Source organism: Kineococcus endophyticus (assembly GCF_040796495.1).
Classification (GTDB): domain Bacteria; phylum Actinomycetota; class Actinomycetes; order Actinomycetales; family Kineococcaceae; genus Kineococcus; species Kineococcus endophyticus.
Genome location: NZ_JBFNQN010000014.1, coordinates 57,926 through 79,094, shown reverse-complemented (window position 1 = coordinate 79,094; position 21,169 = coordinate 57,926). Strand labels below are relative to the sequence as shown.

Here is a 21,169-nt window from a genome sequence, read left to right as displayed (position 1 = left end):
ATCCCCGTGTCCGAGAACCGACCCGGCGTCACCGCGCGAGCCCCCGCCAAGGTCAACCTGCTGCTGCAGGTCGGGCCGTTGCGCGACGACGGGTTCCACGACCTCGTGACGGTGTTCCAGGCCGTGTCCCTGCACGAGGACGTCACGGCCACGCCCGCCGACACCTGGGGCATCACGGTGGAGGGCGCGGGCGGCACCGACGTGTCCGGCGTGCCCCTGGACGGCAGGAACCTCGCCTTGCGCGCGGCCCGGCTCCTCGCCGAGCGTGCCGGCGTCGAGGAACCCGTGCACCTGCACGTCCGCAAGGAGGTGCCCGTCGCGGGCGGCATGGCGGGTGGGTCGGCGGACGCGGCTGCCGCCCTCGTGGCCTGCGACGCGCTCTGGCAGCTGCGGACCGGCCTGGACGGACTCGCCGCCCTGGGCGCCGACCTCGGGTCCGACGTCCCCTTCGGCCTGCACGGGCGCACGGCCGTCGGCACCGGGCGCGGCGAGCAGCTCGTGCCCGTCCTCACGCGCGGCGCGTTCCACTGGGTCTTCGTCCTCGACGACACCGGGCTCTCGACACCGCGCGTCTTCGCCGAGTGCGACCGGCAGCGCGGGCCGGGCTGGACCGGGCCGGGGGCCGACGGGCGGCTGGAGGCCGTCGAGGCGGCGCTGCGCGACGGCGACCCCCGGGCCCTGGCCGCGGCCCTGTCCAACGACCTCGCCGACGCCGCCTGCGCCCTGGCCCCGCAGCTGACCCGCACCCTCGACGCCGGCCGGGCCGCCGGAGCCCTCGGCGCCGTCGTGTCGGGCTCCGGGCCGACCGTGGCGCTGCTCGCGGAGTCGGCCACCGCCGCGCGCGACGTCGCGGCCGTGCTGGCGCCCGTCGTGGGGGAGGGGCGGCTGCGAACCGCCTCCGGGCCCGCCGTCGGCGCGCGCGTGCTGGAGGCCGTGGCCTGAGGGCTTGCACCGCGGGGCCTGGTCGTGCCGCCCGCTGGAGTGGTACGTCCCGACCCGTTCATCCGCTCTGGACGGGTTGCGACGTACCACTTCCGGGGGCGGCACGTCGAGAACCGCCCTCGAGTTGACCGCGCAGCCATCAGACATCGCGTCGGCAGCTCAATCGACGGGGAGCTGCAGCCGGGCGACCTCGGCGCGGTAGACGTCGCTGACCGCGTTGACCTCCAAGCCGGCGTGCTCCCCCAACTTGTCCACCAGCGTCAAGACATGGCCCCACATGCTGCCCATGACCGGATCCTGCTCATCGCGGACGGCAATGCCGTACATCGAGACTCGCACCAGCAGCTCGGCCAAGCTCTCGGCTGTCACCGGCAGTCCCCGACCGTGGGGGTTGACTCGCTCCTGGATCCACTCGTCTGCGCTGCTCACGCTGTCCTCCTTCGACGACGACTCAACCCGGGCATCCCCGCAGGCTGCGTCGTGAACCCCGGCTCCGCTCCGCGGGTCGAGCTTCACTCCGCGGCAGGGATCGGTGACATCAGGGATGCCCCGGATCTCACCCTGATCTTGACCAGGCCGCGGTGCGCCACCGCACGGTTGATGACGCTGGCCGCGCGTGACCGGGACGTGCTCAGAGGCGTCGGCTGGACGTGCCGGGTCCAGGTCGATCACGGTACGGACCAGACGCCCAGCAGGCTGTGACAGCGCTCCGGGAGTCGACCAGTCATCAGCAGGGTCGGTCTGGGTCGGACCACCCACACGCGCACAGGACGCCGACCGCGACGCACGACGTCACGGTCATCCCGCGAGCCGAACGTCGGACGACCCTGCGATCTCGCTGATGTCACCGGTGCCAGGCGAGCCGCTGTGCGACGTTCCACCACCTCGCACTGCGTTCGAGGTGTCGGGACGCGACGCACCAGCGCTGACGTCGAGCTGCCCCGGCTCGTTCGACCGAGCGCCCGCTCATCCGGCGCTCGAGGCGTCGAGCGACGTTCTGACACCGCGCGGACTGCGGGACGTCGCGCAACGCATCGCGCCGGGGTTACCGGGCCCTCGCTCGCCGGATCGAGGAGGAGGGCTCGTGCTCCGTGCCGGACCAGCCGCTCAGGCGACGAGCTCGGACAGCTCCAGCCAGCGCTCCTCGAGCGTCGCCACCTCGGCCTCGAGCTCCTTGAGCTTGCCGTCGAGCTCCATCGTCCCTGCGTAGTCGGACGGGTCGGCGGCGGCCATCTCCTCGTGCAGCCTCGCGATCTGGCCCGTGAGCTTGTCGAGGCGGCGTTCGGCGGCCGTCATCTCCTTCTGCGCGGCGCGCAGGTCCGCCCCGCTCAGACCCGCCGGTTCGACCGCGGGAGCGGCGCTCGCGGTCGGCGCCGCGCCCACCCCCGCCTCGCGCAGCCGCAGGTACTCCTCGAACCCGCCGGGCAGGTGCCGCAGCCGACCCTCGAGCACGGCGTACTGCTGGTCGGTGACCCGGTCGACGAAGTACCGGTCGTGCGAGACGACGATCAACGTTCCCGGCCAGGTGTCGAGCACGTCCTCCATCGCGGCGAGCATGTCGACGTCGAGGTCGTTGGTCGGTTCGTCGAGGATGAGGACGTTGGGCTCGGACAGCAGCACCAGCAGCAGGTGCAGCCGGCGCGCCTGACCACCGGACAGCTCCCCGACGCGCGCGGACAGGTGCTCGCGGGCGAACCCGAGCCGTTCCAGCAGCTGGGCGGGGGTCATGTCCTTGCCGTCGACGAGGAACGTCGTCTGCGTCCTCGCGAGCACCTCGCGGACCCGGTCGCCGGCGATGTCGGCGAGCTCGCGGAACTGCTGGTCGAGGATGCCGATGCGCACGGTCGAACCGGTCTTGACCCGGCCCTCCGTCGGCTGCCGCAGACCCGCGACCAGCGACAGCAACGTGGACTTGCCGGACCCGTTGGCGCCGAGGATCCCGGTCCGCTCACCCGGGGCGATGCGCCACTCGACGTCGCGCAGGACCTGCTTGTCCCCGAACGAGACCGACACGTCGAGCAGGTCGACGACGTCCTTGCCGAGCCGGGCGGTGGCGAGGCGGGACAGCTGCACGCGGTCGCGCGGCGGGGGGACGTCGGCGATGAGGGCGTTGGCGGCCTCGATCCGGAACTTGGGCTTCGACGTGCGGGCCGGGGCGCCGCGCCGGAGCCAGGCCAGCTCCTTGGTCATGAGGTTCTGCCGCTTGGCCTCGGCCGAGGCGGCCTGGCGGTCGCGCTCGACGCGCTGCAGGACGTAGGCGGCGTACCCGCCCTCGAACGGTTCGACGATCCGGTCGTGGACCTCCCACGTCGTGGTGCACACCTCGTCGAGGAACCACCGGTCGTGCGTCACGACGAGCAGCGCGCCGTCGGTCGGGCTCCAGCGGGTCCTCAGGTGCCCGGCGAGCCAGGCGATGCCCTCGACGTCGAGGTGGTTGGTGGGCTCGTCGAGCAGCAGGACGTCCCAATCGCCGACGAGGACGGCCGCGAGCGCCACGCGACGGCGCTGACCACCGGAGAGGTCACCGACGCGGGCGTCCCACGGGATGTCGCTGACCAGACCCGCGATGACGTCGCGGACCTTCGGGTCGCCGGCCCAGACGTGCTCGTCGGTGTCGCCGACGACGCTGTGTCCGACGGTGGCGTCGGAGTCGAGGTCGTCGGTCTGGTCCAGGACGCCCACGCGCACCCCGCCGCGGCGGGTCACCCGGCCCGCGTCGGGGGTCGTGCGCCCGGCCAGCAGCCCCAGCAGGCTCGACTTGCCGTCGCCGTTGCGGCCCACGACGCCGATGCGGTCCCCCTCGTCGACGCCGAGGGTCAGGGAGTCGAAGACGACGCGGGTGGGGTGTTCGAGACGGAGCGCTTCGCCGCCGAGCAGGTGTGCCACCCCTCCAGGGTAGGCGCCTGAGCGGTCCGATCACTCTCTGCGATCTTCAGTGACCATTGCGTCAAACGGGTGAGGCCATCCGGTCGATTCCTGCAGGTCGATCGTCACAGCGGCTGTCACCCCTTGCGTCGTTCGGGTGGCCTTCCCCTACTCTGTGCCACGCACCGCTGGTCCCGTGGGGGCGGCGCCGCGGTGCCGCCGCCGGTGACCGGTGGGCGACGCACCAGTCCAGGGGGGACTTTGAGCATCAGCGACGTGCCCGGGGCCAGGACGGCTCCCGGGGAGCTCGACGACCAGTTGCTCGGCACCTCACCCGCAGACGGGACCGCTGACGCCGTGCGTCGCGAACGTCTGCTCGTCCCGCGCCAGCGCGGCAGCCTCGGGTTCCCCGAGCGCACCCCGGCGTGGCAGCGCACGTACGTCCAGAAGATCGTCGCCGTGGACGCGCTGGCCGCGGCCTTCGCGGCCTTCGTGGGCTTCTTCGCCCGCTTCAACGGTTCACCCGCCGACCTGTCGCTGACCTCCGGTCGGGCGGTCGTCGCCTGCGCCGTGCTGCTCCCCGTCCTGTGGGTCGTGGCGATGGGGGCACTGCGCACCTACGAGCCGCGCTTCCTCGGGGTCGGCTCGGAGGAGTTCCACCGCGTCCTGACCGCCGGGCTCGCCGTCGTCGCCCTCGTGGGCACCAGCTCCTGGGCCTTCGGCCTGGAGATCGCCCGCGGCTACGTCGTGGTCGCCTTCCCGATCGCCATCTTCCTGACGCTCATCGGTCGCTACGCGCTGCGCCAGCAGCTGCACGCGCGCCGCACCCGCGGTGAGGCCAGCCAGACCGTGGTCGCCGTCGGCCACCGCGCTGCCGTCGCCGGCATGGCCCGCCAGCTGCACCGCGCCAGCTACCACGGCATGCGCATCGTCGGGGCCTGCGTCCCCGGCGGCCGCGGAAGCGCCGAGGACGACGCGGAGCTGCGCGAGCTCGGCATCCCGGTCATCGGCAGCCTGGACGACGTCCGGCACGCCGTGACGAGCGTGGACGCCGACGTCGTGGCCGTCACCGCCTGCCCCGAGCTCGACGGCCCCGGTCTGCGCCGGCTGGGCTGGGAGCTGGAGGCCACCCGTGCCGACCTCGTCGTCGCACCGGCCCTGACCGAGGTCATCGGCCCGCGCGTGGCGATCCGCCCCGTGTGCGGCCTGCCGCTGCTGCACGTCGAGCGGCCCGAGCTCGAGGGTGTCCGTCGCCTGGCCAAGACGACGGTCGACCGGGTCAGCGCCGGCCTCGCCCTCGTGGTCCTCAGCCCGCTGTTCCTCTTCCTGGCCCTCGCCATCAAGATCGACAGCAAGGGCCCGGTCTTCTTCCAGCAGCAGCGCGTCGGCAAGGACGGCAAGACCTTCCCGATGATGAAGTTCCGCTCGATGGTCACCGACGCGGAGAAGCTGCTCATCGACCTGCGCGAGTCCACCGACGGCAACGGCGTCCTCTTCAAGATGAAGGTCGACCCGCGCATCACGCGCATCGGCCGCGTCCTGCGCCGGTACTCGATCGACGAGCTGCCGCAGCTCATCAACGTCGTCCGCGGCGAGATGTCCCTCGTCGGGCCTCGCCCGCCGCTGCAGAAGGAGGTCGACGAGTACGGCTACGACATGCGTCGCCGTCTGCTCGTCAAGCCCGGTCTGACCGGTCTGTGGCAGATCAACGGCCGCAGCGACCTCGACTGGGACGAGTCGGTCCGCCTCGACGTCCGCTACGTCGAGAACTGGTCCTTCACGTTCGACTTCATGATCCTCTGGAAGACCGCCGGGGCCGTGCTCCGCGGTCGTGGGGCCTACTGAGGCCTGTCCGGACCCGGGGGCTCAGCCCTCGAAGGGCGCCGACACCCGACGCAGCAGCGTCGCGAGTGCTCGGCGCTCTTCGCGTCCCAGGACGTCCAGCATCCGGTGCTCGGCCTCGACGAGGTCGGCCAGCGCCGCGTCGACGACGTCGGATCCCGCGGGCGTCAGCCGGACGCGCACGCTGCGCCGGTCGCCCGGGTCGGGGTTGCGCTGCACCAGCCCGCGCGTGACGAGCCGGTCGACGCGGTTGGTCATCGTGCCGCTCGTCACGAGGGTCTCCACCAGCAGCTGCCCGGGGGACAGCTCGTGCGGGGCACCCGCGCGGCGCAGGGCCGCGAGGACGTCGAACTCCCACGTCTCCAGGTCGTGCGCGCTGAACGCGCTGCGGCGCAGCCGGTCCAGGTGGCGGGCCAGCCGGGCCACGCGGGACAGGACCTCCAGCGGCTCGACGTCCAGCTGCGGTGCCTCCCGGCGCCACGCCGCGACGATGAGGTCGACCTCGTCCGTGGGGGCGTCCCGGCCCGGTCCGTCGGCCTCGCGGGGGAGGGTCACAGCGCGGGTCCCACGGGCGGGCGGGGACGGGCGCGGGGGGACAGCCGGGGTTCCGGCTCCAGCCCCGTGAGGCCGTTCCAGGCGAGGTTCACCAGGTGCGCGGCCACCTCCTCCTTCGCCGGCTCCCGGGTGTCCAGCCACCACTGGCCCGTCATCGCGACCATCCCGACGAGCATCTGCGCGTACATGCCCGACCGCTCCGGGGCGTACCCCCGGGCGGCGAAGGCGTCGACGAGCAGGTGCTCGACCTGCCGGGCGATGTCGGAGATCAGGCTGGCGAACGTGCCGGTGGGCTGCGTCGCGGGGGAGTCCCGCACGAGGATGCGGAAGCCCTCGGTGGAGAACTCGATGTAGTCCAGCAGGGCGATCGTGGCGCGCTCCAGCAGCGTGCGCGGCGACCCTCGCCCCGACAGGGCGCGGGTGATGGCCCCGAGCAGGGCGGCGATCTCACGGTCGACGACGACCGCGTACAGCCCCTCCTTGCCGCCGAAGTGCTCGTACACCACCGGTTTGGACACCCCTGCGGCCGCAGCGATCTCCTCGACCGTCGTGCCCTCGACGCCCTTGGACGCGAAGAGGGACCGTCCCACGCCGATGAGCTGCTCGCGGCGCTCGCCTCCCGTCATGCGGGAGCGGGGACGGCCGGGGGTCACGGGGTCATCCTGCCGGACGGGCTCCGGGGCCCTGCCGGGGGAGCGCCGCGGGTCCTGGCAGGATGGGACGGCACGACGCTGTCCCGGGTGGTGTAACGGCAGCACGGCGGGTTTTGGTCCCGTCCAGTAGGGGTTCGAATCCTCTCCCGGGAGCGCTGGTCCCGGCGGGGTCGCGAGGGCGGATATCCTCGCCCCTGTCCGTCGACGCCACCGGCCGGCGCAGGCCCGGGATCCCGCGAGGGAGCCGGACGAGCCGACCGGACGAGCCGCGAGGAGCGCGCCCCGCGTGACCACCGCACCGTCAGCCACCGTCCGAACCCCCGGTCCCGCAGCCGTCGTCGTGCTCGCGGCCGGTGAGGGCACCCGGATGAAGTCCGCGACGCCGAAGGTGCTGCACCCCCTCGGCGGTCGTCCGCTGGTGGCGCACGCGCTGCGTGCGGCGCGCGAGGTCGGCCCCGAGCACCTCGTCGTCGTCCTGCGGCACCAGGCCGAGGTCGTCGCCGGCGCCGTCCAGGCGGCCGACCCGGACGTCACGGTGGCGCTGCAGGACGACGTCCCCGGGACGGGCCGCGCGGTCCAGTGCGGGCTCGAGGCGCTGCCCGCCGGCCTGACCGGCACCGTCCTGGTGACCTACGGCGACGTCCCCCTGCTGTCCGGCGAGACGCTGGCCCGGCTCGTGCAGGCGCACACCTCCGGCGGCAACGCCATGACGGTCCTGACCGCCGAGCTCGCCGACCCGACCGGCTACGGGCGCGTGCTGCGCGACGAGGCCGGGGTCAGCGCGATCGTCGAGCAGAAGGACGCCACCGAGGCCCAGCGGTCGGTGCGCGAGGTCAACTCCGGCATCTACGCGTTCGAGGCCGCCGCCCTGCGGGGCGCCCTGGCCCGGGTCGGCCGCGACAACGCGGCCGGGGAGGTCTACCTCACCGACGTGCTGGCCCTGCTGCGCGCCGACGGCGGCCGCGTCGAGGCCCTCGCCCTGGACGACGAGTGGGAGATCCGCGGTGTCAACGACCGCGCCCAGCTCGCCGAGCTCGCCGCCGAGGCCAACCGCCGCACGCTGCGCCGCTGGATGCTCGCCGGCGTGACGGTCCTCGACCCGGCCACGACGTGGGTGGACGCCGACGTCGAGCTGGCCCAGGACGTGACGCTGCGGCCCGGGGTGCAGCTGCACGGCGCCACGCGCGTCGCCACGGGTGCCGTCGTCGGCCCCGACACCACGCTCACCGACGTCGAGGTCGGTGCCGGCGCGGTCGTCGAACGCACCCACGGCAGCGCGGCCGTCCTCGGCGCGGGCGCCCACGTCGGGCCGTTCGCGTTCCTGCGGCCGGGGACCCGGCTCGGGGACGACGGCAAGATCGGCACCTTCGTCGAGACGAAGAACGCCCGCATCGGGCGGGGCTCGAAGGTGCCGCACCTGTCCTACGTCGGGGACGCGACGATCGGGGAGCACTCCAACATCGGTGCGGCCTCCGTCTTCGTGAACTACGACGGCGTGACCAAGTCGCACACCACGATCGGCGACCACGTCCGGATGGGGTCCGACAACATGTACGTCGCGCCGGTCACCGTCGGCGACGGCGCCTACTCGGGGGCCGGCACGGTGATCCGCAAGGACGTGCCCCCCGGGGCGCTCGCGATCAACGTGGCGCCCCAGCGCAACCTCGAGGGCTGGACCCTCGACAAGCGACCAGGAACTCCCGCGGCCCAGGCGGCGCAGCGGGCCGTGAACGAAGGCCCCACCGCGGGCGAGGCCGAAGGGCAGGAGACCGACCGATGACCGGCATCACCACCACGGGCGAGAAGCGCATGGTCCTCATCTCCGGGCGGGCACACCCGGAGCTGGCGGAGCAGGTCTCGAAGGAGCTGGGGGCCGAGCTCGTCCCGACCAGCGCCTACGACTTCGCGAACTCCGAGATCTACGTGCGGTTCGAGGAGAGCGTGCGCGGGTCGGACGCGTTCGTCATCCAGAGCCACACCGCCAACGTCAACCAGTGGATCATGGAGCACCTGATCATGGTCGACGCGCTCAAGCGGGCGTCGGCCAAGCGCATCACGGTCGTCGCGCCGTTCTACGGCTACGCCCGGCAGGACAAGAAGGGCCGCGGCCGCGAGCCCATCTCCGCCCGCCTCATCGCCGACATGTTCAAGACCGCCGGCGCGGACCGGCTCATGTCGGTCGACCTGCACACCGCCCAGATCCAGGGGTTCTTCGACGGTCCCGTCGACCACCTGTGGGCCCTGCCGATCCTGGCCGACCACGTCGGCAAGCGCGTCGACCGCTCGAACATCACGATCGTCTCCCCGGACGCCGGCCGCGTCCGCGTGGCCGACCTCTGGTCCGACCGCCTCGGTGCGCCCCTGGCGATCATCCACAAGCGCCGCGACCCGAACGTGCCGAACCAGGTCAAGGTGCACGAGGTCGTCGGTGACGTCGAGGGCCGCACCTGCGTCCTCGTCGACGACCTCATCGACACCGCCGGCACGATCGTGCAGGCCGCCGAGGCGCTGAAGGCCAACGGCGCCGCCGACGTCATCGCCACCGCCACGCACGCCGTGCTGTCCGGCCCGGCCGTCGACCGCCTGAAGAACTCGCCCATCTCCGAGCTCATCGTGACGGACACCCTGCCCATCGCGCCGTCGCAGCAGTTCCCGCAGCTGACGGTCCTCTCGATCGCCCCGCTCCTGGCCCGCGCCATCCGCGAGGTGTTCGACGACGGGTCGGTGACCTCCCTCTTCGACGGTCACAGCTGACCGGCTGACCGCAGGAGGCGGCCGGCGGAGCGGGTAGACTCTCCGCCGGTTGCCTCGGCGAGGGTGGCGCTCGGTCCAGATCGAGCGGACACCGTGATCGACGCGGTGGATGAGTCGCTGTTCTCTCCCGGGGCCTTGCACGCCGTCCGTCCCGAGATCGAGGAGACCACCACCATGGCCGAGACCAAGCTCACCGCCGAGAAGCGCACCAGCTTCGGCAAGGGCGCCGCCCGCTCCATCCGTCGCGCCAGCAAGATCCCCGCGGTCGTCTACGGCCACGGCGAGGCGCCGCTGCACATCACGCTGCCCGGCCACGAGACGCTGCTCGCGCTGCGCGCCTCCAACGCCCTGCTCGACATCACCGTCGACGGCGAGTCGCACCTGACCCTGCCCAAGGACGTCCAGCGCGACCCGATCAAGGGCTTCATCGAGCACGTCGACCTGCTCGTCGTGCGTCGTGGCGAGAAGGTCGTCGTCGACGTCCCCGTCCACGTCGAGGGCGAAGCCGGACCGGAGACCGTCGTCCAGCAGGAGCTGACGACGCTGTCCGTCGAGGCCGAGGCCACGCACATCCCCGCCTCCCTCACCGTGTCCGTCGAGGGCCTGGAGGCCGGTTCCCAGGTCGCCGCCTCCGACGTGCAGCTGCCCTCGGGTGTCACCCTCGCCGGTGACGCCGAGCAGCTCGTCGTCGTCGTCAGCGCCGCCGCCACCGCCGCCCAGGTCGAGGCCGAGCTCGAGGCCGCCGAGGCCGAGGCCGGCATCGTGCGCGAGGAGTCCGACTCCGAGGCCGGCGAGACCCCGGCCGAGGAGAAGTCCGAGTCCGACGAGTCCTGAGCCCCACCCCGCAGGAGGACCGCACCCCGTGAGCGACGCCTGGCTCGTCGTCGGCCTGGGAAACCCCGGTGCCGAGTACGAGCGCACCCGGCACAACGTCGGCCAGATGGTGCTCGACGAGCTGGCGTCGCGCACGGGCGGGTCCTTCAAGCGGCACCGGTCCGGGGCCAGGGTCGCCGAGGTCCGCCTCGGCGTCCTGCCCGGCGGTGCGCCCGGGCCGCGGGTCGTCCTCGCGGCCCCCACGTCGTACATGAACGTCTCCGGCGGCCCCGTTGCGGGGCTCGCCGGCTACTTCGACGTCCCGGTCGAGCGGACCGTCGTCCTGCACGACGAGCTCGACATCGACTTCGGCGCCGTCCGCCTCAAGCGCGGCGGCGGCGAGGGCGGCCACAACGGCCTGCGCTCCATCTCGAAGTCGCTGGGGGACAAGGACTACGCGCGGGTGCGCGTCGGCATCGGTCGTCCGCCGGGTCGGCAGGACCCCGCCGACTTCGTGCTCAAGGAGTTCTCGAGCACGGAGAAGAAGGACCTCCCGTTCCTGCTGATGGACGCCGCCGACGCCGTCGAGAAGCTCGTCCTCGAGGGCCTCGAGGCGGCGCAGCAGAAGTTCCACGCGCCGGCCTGAGGGACGCCCCTGCGTGCACGAGGACACGAACGACGAAGGGCCGCCGGGGAAACCCGGCGGCCCTTCGTCGTCCGTTCAGCGGATCAGTGCGAGCGACCCGGCTTGCGGCGCCCGGCGATGACCATCGCGGCGCCACCGAGGACCAGCACGGTGCCAGCCGCGGCCCAGGGCAGGACGTCGGCGCCGGTGTAGGCGAGCTCGTCGTTCGAGTCGCCGACGGCGGCCGGGGTGGTGGTGCGGGACACCGACGCACCCGGCGTGGAACCGCCGGTCGTCGGGCTGGCCGACGGGGTGACGACGTCGGAGACGGTCGGGGTCGGCGTGTTCGGGACGTAGCCGGTGCTCGCGAGGGCCGCACCGGAGGTGGCGCCCAGAGCGGCGACGGTCAGAGCCCCGGCAGCAGCCAGTCGGACGGTGGTCTTGCGCACGGTGGATTCCCCCCACTTCGAGTGCCCCAGCGAACCCTGTGATCGTGAGGCGGCCCCCAGGATGACGGAACGTCACCCCCGAGTCCAGCCGATCGGCCCTATCCGCGGGTCGTGGTGTGACGGGAGTGACGACATCAACACGTTCGGGTGAACACCTACGGAGTACAGCTGCCCGCCGTCACGGTGGGTGCCGTCGCCGTCGTGGGGCCCTCCACGGTCCGGGGCAGGGCGCCGGCGGCCCCGCTGAAGCGCCAGTCGACCGTCGTGGACGTGCCCGGCCGCACGGACACCGTGACCCGCACCAGCCGCCACCCCTCCTCGCTGTCGACGGCCGCCGCGACCGGCTGGCCGTCCACCGTCACCTGGTCCAGACCGACCCACGGGGCGACCCAGAGCGAGACCGTCTCGACGGCCGTGCGCCGGTCGGCGGCGCGCGGTGCGGCGGCGTTGGAGACGTACGAGGGCACCTCGGCCGGCACCGAGTTCGCCAGGGACAGGGACAGGGAGCTCGTCGCCGTCCCGGCACCCGAGCAGGGCGGGGAGACCGTGAACGTCGGGGCCACCCAGTAGTCCAGCTTCGAGGGCACCACGCCCGTCAGCCCCACGCGGGCGACCGCGTCGCGGGGCGGGCCGAGCACGCCCGCCACCCCTGCCGCCACGAGCGCCGACTGCTCCTCGGGCCGGCTGGACCACACCGCGAGGTGACCGGTGTCCACGGCCTCCCGGGCCCCGTCGAGCGCGGCCGTCGACAGGCCGTCGGACAGTACGGCCTCGAAGGCCGCGGCGGAGGTGACGGCCAGGAACGCCTTGCGGGCGTCCTGGTCGGTGCCGAAGCGCACGTACGCGTCGAACATCAGGGTGCGGGCCAGGTCGGCCGTCGCGACGTCCCCGAAGGGCCCGAGCTGCAGCGGCGGGTGCTCGGTGCCGAGCAGCTGGCCCAGGCCCACCGGGTCGACGAAGACGACGACGTCGGGGGTGGGCAACCCGGCCACGGTGACGAGGGAGGACGTCAGGACGCCGGCCTCGTCGGCGCTGCCGCCGAGGGTGACGTTCTGCACGCGGGCCGCGTCCTGGCCGTAGAGCGCGAGGTACTCCTGCCCGACCAGCCCCACGTCGGCGCGGGCGGCGTAGAGGTCGTTGTCCGTCCCGGTGCGGGTCAGCGAGATGCGGCCGCCCTCGACGGACAGGTAGGCGTAGGCCCCCACGATGCCCTGCACGGGACGGACCTCGGCCGGGTTGGTGAACGCGACGAGGTAGGTGCGCGGCCCCTGCGCGCCGAGCAGCGCGGGCAGCTGCGGCAGCACCTGCGTCGCCGTCCCCAGGGGGCCCGACACCTGGTCCAGCTGCGCGGTCACGGGGTCGAGGCGAGAGCTGATGACGGACAGCACCTCCGGGCTCTCCCCGTCGTGCAGCGCGGTCCGGGCCTCCTCGATGCGCGTCTGGTAGTCCAGGACGATCGGGGTCAGCTGCTGGATCCCGGCGACGTTGACGGTGCGGTCGGCGGAGACCAGGCCCTGGCCGAGGACCCCGTCGACCACGCCGAGGGCGTCGGGCAGCGGCTCCGTGAGCAGCGCGGCCGCGTGCGCGCCGCCGGCCACGGCCTGCAGCTGGGCGCCGGCCCACGGCACGTGGGTGGCCAGGCGGTACGGCAGCTGGGACGTGGCGCGGTCGGCGGCCGCCGCCTCGTCGGCGACGCGGGTGGCCCGCTCCCGGGCGCCGGACCAGTCCTCGGCCCGCACCTCACCCTCCAGGCGGGGCGCCTCGGCGGCGACGCGCTGCAGGGCGCGACCGGCCTGCACGCTCGCGACGGCCACGGCGGCCGCCCAGGCGAGCAGGAGCAGGAGCAGCAGGCCCAGCACGATGCGCAGGACGGGCGGGCGCCGCCGGGCCGGGGTGGGCGCGGGCTCGGTCAGGTGCTGCTCTGCGTTGCCGGACACGCCGCGACAGTAGCGACCGTGGGCCCCGTGCCCCGGGGCCTCGCCGTGACCGGGCTCGTGTCGGAGGGCGGTCGTAGGCTGGACGCACCGCCCGATCCGACCCCGGAGTGTTCGTGAGCCTCACCGGCCTGCTCGACGTCCTGCGCACCGAACCCGCCGTCCGCGCGGCCGTCCAGACCGCCCACGAGGGCGGCAGCAGCGCTCTGGACGTCGTCGCGCCGCTGGGTGTGCGCCCCGCGCTCGTGGCGGCCTTCGCCGCCGAGCGCCCCCTGCTCGTCGTCACCGCCACGGGGCGCGAGGCCGAGGACATGGCGACGTGGCTGCGCTGCTACCTCCCGCACGACCACGTGGCGGAGTTCCCGGCCTGGGAGACGCTGCCGCACGAGCGGCTCTCCCCGCGCAGCGACACGGTCGCCCAGCGCCTGTCGGTGCTGCGGCGCCTGGCCCACCCCTCGCCCGACGACCCGACGGCGGGGGAGGTGCGGGTGGTCGTGGCACCGGTGCGCGCCGTCCTGCAGCCGCTGGTGAAGGGCCTGGCCGACCTCGAGCCCGTCCGCCTGCGGCCGGGCGACGAGGTGGGCCTGGACGCCACCGTCGCGGCGCTCGCGGCCGCGGCCTACACGCGCGTGGACATGGTCGAGCGCCGCGGCGAGTTCGCCGTGCGCGGCGGCATCCTCGACGTCTTCCCGCCCACGCGCCCGCACCCGCTGCGGGTGGAGTTCTTCGGCGACGAGGTCGAGGAGGTCCGCTCCTTCTCGGTGGCCGACCAGCGCTCGCTGGAGAAGGAACCCGACGGCGTGTGGGCGCCCCCGTGCCGCGAGCTGCTGCTGACCGAGGAGGTGCGCGAGCGCGCCCGCGCCCTGCAGGCGACGCTGCCCGGCGCGGCCGACGTCCTGGCCAAGCTGGCCGAGGGCATCGCGGTCGAGGGCATGGAGTCGCTCGCGCCCGCCCTCGTCGACGGCATGGAACCGCTGCTGGACGTGCTGCCCGCCGGCACCCACGTCGTCCTGGCCGACCCGGAGAAGGTCCGCGCCCGTGCCCACGACCTGGTCGCGACGGGCGCGGAGTTCCTGGACGCCGCGTGGATGAACGCCGCCAACGGGGGCCAGACGCCCGTCGACCTCGGCGCCTCCTCGTTCGCCTCCCTGGCCGAGGTGCGCGCCCACGCCGAGGTGACGGGCCGGCCGTGGTGGTCCATCACCTCCCTGGTGGAGGACGAGGAGCTGCGCGACCTCGAGGACGTGCGCATCCTGCGCGTCAGGGCGCGGGACGTCGCCGGGTACCGGGGCGAGACGGAGAAGGCGCTGCACGAGCTGCGCGACCTGGCCTCCGCCGGCTGGCGCATCGTCGTGACGACCGAGGGCCAGGGGCCCGCCAAGCGCCTCGTGGAGATGCTCTCGGGCGAGGACGTCCCCGCCCGGCTCGTCGACGACCTCGTGGAGGAGCCCGCGCCCGCGGTCGTCACGGTGACGACCGCCAGCGTCGAGCACGGGTTCGTCGCCGAGGCCCTGAAGGCCGCGCTCGTCACCGAGTCGGACATCACCGGCGTGGGTGGGCAGTCGACGAAGGACATGCGGCGCATGGCCCCGCGCCGTCGCCGCAACGCCGTCGACCCGCTCTCGCTGCGCCCCGGCGACTTCGTCGTGCACGAGCAGCACGGCATCGGGCGGTTCGTCGAGATGGTCCAGCGCACCATCCAGGGCGCCACGCGCGAGTACCTCGTGCTGGAGTACGCCGCCAGCAAGCGCGGGCAGCCGGGGGACCGGTTGTTCGTGCCGACCGACACCCTGGACCAGGTCACCCGGTACACCGGGGGCGAGGCGCCGACGCTGTCGAAGATGGGCGGCTCGGACTGGGCCAAGACCAAGAGCAAGGCGCGCAAGGCGGTCAAGGAGATCGCCGGCGACCTCATCCGCCTGTACTCCGCGCGGATGGCGACCAAGGGGTACCAGTTCGGTGGCGACACCCCCTGGCAGCGCGAGCTGGAGGACGCCTTCCCCTACGTCGAGACGCCGGACCAGCTGGCCAGCATCGACGAGGTCAAGGCCGACATGATGAAGCCGATCCCGATGGACCGGCTGATCTGCGGTGACGTCGGGTACGGCAAGACGGAGATCGCCCTGCGCGCCGCGTTCAAGGCCGTCCAGGACGGCAAGCAGGTCGCCGTCCTCGTGCCCACGACGCTGCTCGTGCAGCAGCACTTCAAGACGTTCGCCGAGCGGTACGCGCAGTTCCCGGTGTCGGTCAAACCGCTGTCGCGGTTCACCCCCGGCGGGGACGCGAAGGAGACGATGGCCGGGCTCGCCGACGGTTCCGTCGACGTCGTCATCGGCACCCACCGCCTCATCTCCGGGGAGGTGAAGTTCAAGGACCTCGGTCTGGTGATCGTCGACGAGGAGCAGCGCTTCGGCGTCGAGCACAAGGAGGCGCTGAAGACGTTGCGCACCAACGTCGACGTGCTCGCCATGAGCGCCACGCCCATCCCGCGCACGCTGGAGATGGCGGTCACCGGGATCCGCGAGATGTCCACGCTCGCGACGCCGCCGGAGGAGCGTCACCCCGTCCTGACCTACGTGGGCGGCCAGGAGGAGAAGCAGGTCACCGCGGCGATCCGGCGCGAACTCCTGCGCGAGGGCCAGGTGTTCTACGTCCACAACCGCGTGTCCTCCATCGAGCGCACGGCGGCCCGCCTCAAGGAACTCGTCCCCGAGGCGCGCATCGCCACGGCGCACGGGCAGATGGGTGAGCACCGCCTCGAGCAGGTCGTCGTCGACTTCTGGGAGAAGCGCTTCGACGTGCTCGTCTGCACGACGATCGTCGAGACGGGCCTGGACATCTCCAACGCCAACACCCTCATCGTCGAGCGCGCCGACACCATGGGGCTGTCGCAGCTGCACCAGCTCCGCGGCCGCGTCGGGCGTGGTCGCGAACGGGCCTACGCCTACTTCCTGTTCCCGCCGGAGAAGCCCCTCACCGAGACCGCGCACGACCGGCTCGCGACCATCGCCCAGCACACCGACCTCGGCTCGGGCATGGCCGTCGCGATGAAGGACCTCGAGATCCGCGGCGCCGGGAACATGCTCGGCGGGGAGCAGTCGGGCCACATCGCCGGCGTCGGGTTCGACCTCTACATGCGGATGGTGGCCGACGCCGTCGCCGACGTGCGCAACAAGGTCCCCGGCGCGGCGAACGAGGACGCCGAACCCGAACCCACCGAGGTCAAGATCGAGCTGCCGGTCGACGCGCACCTGCCGCACGACTACGTGCCGTCCGAGCGGCTGCGGCTGGAGGCCTACCGGCGCCTGGCCGCCGCCGACTCCGCGCAGGACCTCGTCGAGCTGCACGCCGAGCTCGTCGACCGCTACGGCACTCCGCCGCAGCCGGTCCTCAACCTGCTGGAGGTCGCGAAGTTCCGCATCGCCGCCCGCCAGGGCGGACTGCGCGAGGTCGCGCTCATGGGCAAGCAGGTGCGGTTCGCGCCGGTCAGCCTGCCGGAGTCGCGGGAACTTCGCCTCAAGCGGCTCTACCCGGGGACGATCCTCAAACCCGCCCTCGACGTCGCCCTCGTGCCGGCCCCCATGACGGCGCGCATCGGCGGGAAACCGTTGCGCGACGCCGAGATGCTGTCGTGGGCGACGGAGTTCGTGAACGCCGTGCTGCTCGAGCAGTCCGCCTCCGTCGCGGCGGCGGGGGCGCGGTAGGCATCAGGGCAGGAGGGTTCTGAGATCGACGACGAGACTCGCGGGACCCACGTCGAGCGGGACGGCGGGGTCGCCGTCCCGCAGGACCCGGTCGGCGCGGAACACGCCGCTGTCGTCCAGCACGTGGACCGACAGCGTGCGCTCGCGAGGGTCGACGATCCAGTAGCGGGGCAGGCCGGAGGCGGCGTACTTGGTCATCTTGAGCAGGAGATCGTCGCGGCGGTTGGTGGCGAGCACCTCCACCACCAGTGCCGGGGTGCCGGTGAACCGCCGGTCGTCCGTCTCGTCCGCGCGGGCCCAGACGAGGACGTCGGGGATGAACTCGTCCCTCCCCGGTTTCCAGCCCCACGCCACCGTCGCGTCGTGCGTGGGGGGGAGGACCTCGCGCAGCCCAGTCACCAGTGCGACGGAGATCCTCTGGTGCCGCAGGCCAGGCGCGGGGGTCACGACAGCCATCCCGTCGATGTACTCACGGTGGGGGTCATCCGGCATCGCCTCGTACTCGTCCCAGGTCATGGGCTCGCCAGCGGGCAGTGGTGTGGTCACCGACATCGCACTCGCCTCCTCCTGAGTCCTGAGCCGATGGTGGAGCGCAGGCTCGCGACGGGGCACTCGTACCGTGGCCCCATGACCGACCCGGCGCCCGGCAGCACGCTCCTCGACCTCGTCGCCGTCATGGACCGGCTCCGCTCGCCCGGCGGCTGCCCGTGGGACGCGCAGCAGACGCACGCCTCGCTCCTGCCCTACCTGGTCGAGGAGAGCTACGAGGTCGTCGACGCCGTGGAGAACGGCACGCGCGAGGAGCTGCGGGACGAGCTCGGGGACGTGCTGCTGCAGGTCGTCTTCCACGCCCGCGTCGCCCAGGAGGACGCCGAGCAGCCCTTCGACATCGACGACGTCGCCGCGGCGCTCGTCGCGAAGCTGGAGCGGCGCCACCCGCACGTGTTCGCCGGCGAGGCCGTCGCCGAGGACCTGCAGGCCGGGTGGGACGCCATCAAGGCGACCGAGAAGCGCCGCGACAGCGTCCTGGACGGCATCCCGCTGCAGCTGCCGGCGCTGGCGCGCGCCGACAAGGTCCTGGGGCGGTTGCAGCGCAACGGGTTGGACACCCCCGCCGACCCCGAGGAGGGGCTGACCGAGGAGCACGTGGGGGCTGAGCTGCTCGCCCTCGTCCGCCGCGCCCGCGCCGCGGGCGTGGACCCCGAGGCGGCGCTGCGCGGGGCGACGCGGGCGCTGGAGGTCGACGCGCGCCGGGCCGAGGCCGCCTCGGAGCACGTCTCCGGTCGGTAGGGTCGCGGCTCGTGACCCACGTGCTGGCCATCGACATCGGTGGCACCAAGATCGCTGCAGGACTCGTCGCCGACGACGGCACCGTGCGCCACGACCGCGAGGTGCCCACCGACTCCCGCGACGCCGCCGCCGTGGGGGCCGCGCTGTCCGCCCTCGTCACCGACGTCCTCGTCGACGCGCGCGACGCCGACCTCGAGGTCGCCGACGTCGTCGGCATCGGGTCGGCCGGTCCCGTCGACACCACCACGGGCACGGTCCACCCCGTCAACATCGTCTCGCTGCGCGGCTTCCCCCTCGTCGACCACGTCGCCGCGGCGGCCACGCAGGCGCTCGGCCGGCCGGTGCGGGCGGCGCTCGCGCAGGACGGGCAGTGCTTCGCCGCCGCCGAGCAGTGGATCGGCGCCGCGGCCGGGTCGCCCTCGATGATGGGCGTCGTCGTCTCCACGGGCATCGGCGGCGGCATCGTCCTCGACGGGCGCATCCTCGCCGGCAAGACCGGCAACGCGGGGTTCATCAGCCACGTCGGCGTCGTCCTCGACGGCGAGCTGCTCCCCGGGTCCGGGGCGTTCGGCGTCGTGGAGGCCTACGCCAGCGGCCCCGCCATGGTCCGCGCCGCGCACGCCCAGGGCTGGCGCGTGGGGGAGCAGGCCGACGCCAAGGCGCTCACCGCCGACGCGCGCGGCGGCGACGCCATCGCCACGGCGGTCATCGCGGCCGGGACGCGCGCCCTGGCCTCGGCGTTCCTGTCGACGGCGGCGCTGTTCGACCTCACCGACATCGTCGTGGGCGGCGGCGTCGCCTCCGCCGGTGACGTGCTCATGGACCCCCTGCGCCGCGCCTACGCCGAGTTCGCCGTCTACCCGCACCTGGCCGACGTGCGCATCACGCCGTCGGCCCTGCCGCGCGGGTCGGGCCTGGTCGGCGCCGGCCGGCTCGGCTGGACCGAGCTCGCGGGCTGACCCCGCGGGGCCACGGGCCCCCGGGGTCAGCGCCGCAGCGGCTCCACGTGGCGCCCGTCGAGGCGCAGCGCGGACCGGGTCGAGAAGCCGGCGTAGGCCAGGTCGACCTCGACCTGCACCTCGTGGCCGCCGATCGGGAAGCGGATCTCCTTGTCGGAGAACCAGATCCGGTCCTCCTCCAGCACCTTGCCGTCCAGCCGGACGACGATCTTGCCCGTCATCGCGCTGACGTCGACGTCCACGTCGTGCTCGACCCCGTCGACCTCGATGCGCCACGCGTTGTCGGCCTCGCTCATGAGCAGCACCCTCCGGCCTCGCCGTCCGGTCGTCCGGACTCCTCCTCAGGGGACGCCCAGCCTCGGGCGGTGGTTCCCGCGGGGGGAGAGGCGACTAGGCTCGGGCCGCACCACCAGCACGAACCCCCGAGACGACATCGAGAAGCACGAGGAGTGCGCGTGGCCACCATCGAGGCCGTCGGAGCTCGCGAGATCCTTGACTCGCGCGGCAACCCCACCGTCGAGGTCGAGGTCCTGCTCGACGACGGGACCTTCTCGCGGGCGGCGGTGCCGTCCGGCGCCTCCACCGGCGCCTACGAGGCCAACGAGCGCCGCGACGGCGACAAGGGCCGCTACCTGGGCAAGGGTGTGGAGCAGGCCGTCGAGGCCGTCATCGAGGAGGTCGGGCCGGCCCTCGTCGGCCACGACGCCCACGAGCAGCGCCTCATCGACCAGGTCATGCTCGACCTGGACGGCACCCCGAACAAGAACCGCCTCGGCGCCAACGCCGTCCTCGGCGTCTCCCTGGCCGTCGCGAAGGCGGCCGCCTCGGCCGCCGACCTGCCGCTGTTCCGCTACCTCGGTGGCCCGAACGCCCACGTCCTGCCCGTGCCGATGATGAACATCGTCAACGGCGGCGCCCACGCCGACACCGGTGTGGCCATCCAGGAGTTCATGATCGCCCCCGTCGGCGCGGCCTCCTTCCGCGAGGCGCTGCGCTGGGGCGCCGAGACGTACCACGCGCTGAAGTCGGTGCTGAAGTCCCGCGGGCTGGCGACCGGCCTGGGTGACGAGGGCGGCTTCGCCCCCGACCTGCCGAGCAACAAGGACGCCCTCGACCTCATCCTCGAGGCCATCGGCAAGGCCGGCTTCCAGCCCGGTTCGGACATCGCGCTGGCGCTCGACGTCGCCGCGACGGAGTTCTTCGGCGAGGGCGGCTACGACTTCGAGGGCTCCAAGCGCTCGGCGGAGTGGATGACCGGCTACTACGAGGGCCTCGTCGCCGAGTACCCGCTGGTGTCCATCGAGGACCCGCTGTCCGAGGACGACTGGGACGGCTGGGTGCACATCACCAACGCCCTGGGCGGCAAGCTGCAGCTCGTCGGCGACGACCTGTTCGTCACCAACCCCGAGCGCCTGCAGAAGGGCATCGACCTCGGCGCCGGGAACTCGATGCTGGTCAAGGTCAACCAGATCGGCTCCCTCACGGAGACGCTGGACGCCGTGGACCTGGCCCACCGCAGCGGTTTCACCACGATGATGAGCCACCGCTCGGGTGAGACCGAGGACACGACGATCGCCGACCTCGCCGTCGCGGTGGGTTCGGGCCAGATCAAGACCGGCGCCCCGGCGCGCTCCGAGCGCGTCGCGAAGTACAACCAGCTCCTGCGCATCGAGGAGGAGCTGGACGACGCGGCCCGCTACGCCGGCGCCAAGGCGTTCCCGCGCTCGGCCGGTTTCACCGGGCGCGCCTGACCGCTCGATCGACGCCTCCGGGAGAAGCTGGAC

At 73.3% G+C, this 21,169-nt stretch carries 18 protein-coding genes and 1 tRNA gene; 11 read left to right on the top strand and 8 right to left on the bottom strand.

Translation table 11 applies throughout. The features are described 5' to 3' along the window. Positions 1 to 942: a 4-(cytidine 5'-diphospho)-2-C-methyl-D-erythritol kinase gene (locus AB1207_RS19215; protein ID WP_437178991.1), complete on the top strand. Its 942-nt coding sequence runs from the start codon at positions 1 to 3 to the stop codon at positions 940 to 942. Positions 943 to 1,101: 159 nt separating this feature from the next. Here AB1207_RS19215 and AB1207_RS19210 read toward each other — a convergent pair whose 3' ends face one another. Beyond that, the gene (locus AB1207_RS19210; protein ID WP_367640016.1) at positions 1,102 to 1,371 is read right to left on the bottom strand and encodes a hypothetical protein; all 270 of its coding nucleotides are present in this window, start codon (positions 1,369 to 1,371) and stop codon (positions 1,102 to 1,104) included. Positions 1,372 to 2,049: 678 nt separating this feature from the next. Continuing rightward, entirely contained in the window at positions 2,050 to 3,828 is a 1,779-nt protein-coding gene (locus AB1207_RS19205) for an ABC-F family ATP-binding cassette domain-containing protein (RefSeq protein ID WP_367640015.1), read from the bottom strand. A 336-nt stretch (positions 3,829 to 4,164) separates the two neighbouring features. Between AB1207_RS19205 and AB1207_RS19200 the strand changes: the two genes are divergently transcribed. Continuing rightward, the gene (locus tag AB1207_RS19200) at positions 4,165 to 5,652 is read left to right on the top strand and encodes a sugar transferase (RefSeq protein ID WP_437178990.1); all 1,488 of its coding nucleotides are present in this window, start codon (positions 4,165 to 4,167) and stop codon (positions 5,650 to 5,652) included. A gap of 21 nt (positions 5,653 to 5,673) precedes the next feature. Here AB1207_RS19200 and AB1207_RS19195 read toward each other — a convergent pair whose 3' ends face one another. Further along, the gene (locus tag AB1207_RS19195) at positions 5,674 to 6,204 is read right to left on the bottom strand and encodes a MarR family winged helix-turn-helix transcriptional regulator (RefSeq protein ID WP_367640013.1); all 531 of its coding nucleotides are present in this window, start codon (positions 6,202 to 6,204) and stop codon (positions 5,674 to 5,676) included. Then, positions 6,201 to 6,830, bottom strand: coding sequence for a TetR family transcriptional regulator (locus AB1207_RS19190; RefSeq protein ID WP_367640120.1), 630 nt, complete (start codon positions 6,828 to 6,830; stop codon positions 6,201 to 6,203). The genes AB1207_RS19195 and AB1207_RS19190 overlap by 4 nt, the downstream gene beginning before the upstream one ends. Positions 6,831 to 6,938: 108 nt before the next feature. Between AB1207_RS19190 and AB1207_RS19185 the strand changes: the two genes are divergently transcribed. The 5 genes from AB1207_RS19185 to pth all read left to right on the top strand — a co-directional run bounded on the left by AB1207_RS19185 (position 6,939) and on the right by pth (position 11,070). Then, positions 6,939 to 7,010, top strand: a tRNA-Gln gene (locus AB1207_RS19185). A gap of 133 nt (positions 7,011 to 7,143) precedes the next feature. Beyond that, on the top strand, positions 7,144 to 8,637 hold the full coding sequence (gene glmU, locus AB1207_RS19180) for a bifunctional UDP-N-acetylglucosamine diphosphorylase/glucosamine-1-phosphate N-acetyltransferase GlmU (RefSeq protein ID WP_367640012.1): 1,494 nt from the start codon (positions 7,144 to 7,146) through the stop codon (positions 8,635 to 8,637). Next, on the top strand, positions 8,634 to 9,611 hold the full coding sequence (locus AB1207_RS19175; RefSeq protein WP_367640011.1) for a ribose-phosphate diphosphokinase: 978 nt from the start codon (positions 8,634 to 8,636) through the stop codon (positions 9,609 to 9,611). Before glmU ends, AB1207_RS19175 begins: the two co-directional genes overlap by 4 nt. 174 nt (positions 9,612 to 9,785) lie before the next feature. Then, positions 9,786 to 10,445, top strand: a complete 660-nt coding sequence (locus AB1207_RS19170) for a 50S ribosomal protein L25/general stress protein Ctc (RefSeq protein ID WP_367640119.1) — start codon at positions 9,786 to 9,788, stop codon at positions 10,443 to 10,445. 28 nt (positions 10,446 to 10,473) lie between these two features. Further along, positions 10,474 to 11,070 (top strand): aminoacyl-tRNA hydrolase, encoded by a 597-nt coding sequence (gene pth, locus AB1207_RS19165; RefSeq protein WP_367640010.1) that lies wholly within the window; start codon positions 10,474 to 10,476, stop codon positions 11,068 to 11,070. 83 nt (positions 11,071 to 11,153) lie between these two features. On the opposite strand, the gene AB1207_RS19160 is transcribed toward pth, so the two are convergent. Both AB1207_RS19160 and AB1207_RS19155 read right to left on the bottom strand, forming a co-directional pair. Beyond that, positions 11,154 to 11,498 carry an LAVTG motif-containing sortase-dependent surface protein gene (locus AB1207_RS19160; protein ID WP_367640009.1) on the bottom strand — a complete coding sequence of 115 codons (345 nt, stop codon included), beginning with the start codon at positions 11,496 to 11,498 and terminating at the stop codon, positions 11,154 to 11,156. A gap of 155 nt (positions 11,499 to 11,653) precedes the next feature. Further along, positions 11,654 to 13,435, bottom strand: coding sequence for a DUF4012 domain-containing protein (locus AB1207_RS19155; RefSeq protein WP_367640008.1), 1,782 nt, complete (start codon positions 13,433 to 13,435; stop codon positions 11,654 to 11,656). Between the two features lie 113 nt (positions 13,436 to 13,548). On the opposite strand from AB1207_RS19155, the gene mfd reads away from it, so the two are divergent. Continuing rightward, the gene (mfd, locus tag AB1207_RS19150) at positions 13,549 to 17,136 is read left to right on the top strand and encodes a transcription-repair coupling factor (RefSeq protein WP_367640007.1); all 3,588 of its coding nucleotides are present in this window, start codon (positions 13,549 to 13,551) and stop codon (positions 17,134 to 17,136) included. 3 nt (positions 17,137 to 17,139) lie between these two features. Here the strand turns inward: mfd and AB1207_RS19145 are convergent, their stop codons facing one another. Continuing rightward, on the bottom strand, positions 17,140 to 17,652 hold the full coding sequence (locus AB1207_RS19145; RefSeq protein ID WP_367640006.1) for a Uma2 family endonuclease: 513 nt from the start codon (positions 17,650 to 17,652) through the stop codon (positions 17,140 to 17,142). Between the two features lie 111 nt (positions 17,653 to 17,763). Here AB1207_RS19145 and AB1207_RS19140 point away from each other — a divergent pair, with 111 nt between their 5' ends. Together AB1207_RS19140 and AB1207_RS19135 are read left to right on the top strand one after the other, a co-directional pair. Continuing rightward, positions 17,764 to 18,426 (top strand): nucleoside triphosphate pyrophosphohydrolase, encoded by a 663-nt coding sequence (locus tag AB1207_RS19140; RefSeq protein ID WP_367640005.1) that lies wholly within the window; start codon positions 17,764 to 17,766, stop codon positions 18,424 to 18,426. Between the two features lie 11 nt (positions 18,427 to 18,437). Further along, positions 18,438 to 19,385, top strand: coding sequence for an ROK family protein (locus tag AB1207_RS19135; RefSeq protein WP_367640004.1), 948 nt, complete (start codon positions 18,438 to 18,440; stop codon positions 19,383 to 19,385). Positions 19,386 to 19,411: 26 nt separating this feature from the next. Here the strand turns inward: AB1207_RS19135 and AB1207_RS19130 are convergent, their stop codons facing one another. After that, positions 19,412 to 19,681 carry a hypothetical protein gene (locus AB1207_RS19130; protein ID WP_367640003.1) on the bottom strand — a complete coding sequence of 90 codons (270 nt, stop codon included), beginning with the start codon at positions 19,679 to 19,681 and terminating at the stop codon, positions 19,412 to 19,414. A 159-nt stretch (positions 19,682 to 19,840) separates the two neighbouring features. On the opposite strand from AB1207_RS19130, the gene eno reads away from it, so the two are divergent. Continuing rightward, complete coding sequence (gene eno / locus AB1207_RS19125) at positions 19,841 to 21,136, top strand: phosphopyruvate hydratase (protein WP_367640002.1); 1,296 nt, start codon at positions 19,841 to 19,843, stop codon at positions 21,134 to 21,136. Positions 21,137 to 21,169: the final 33 nt, after the last annotated feature.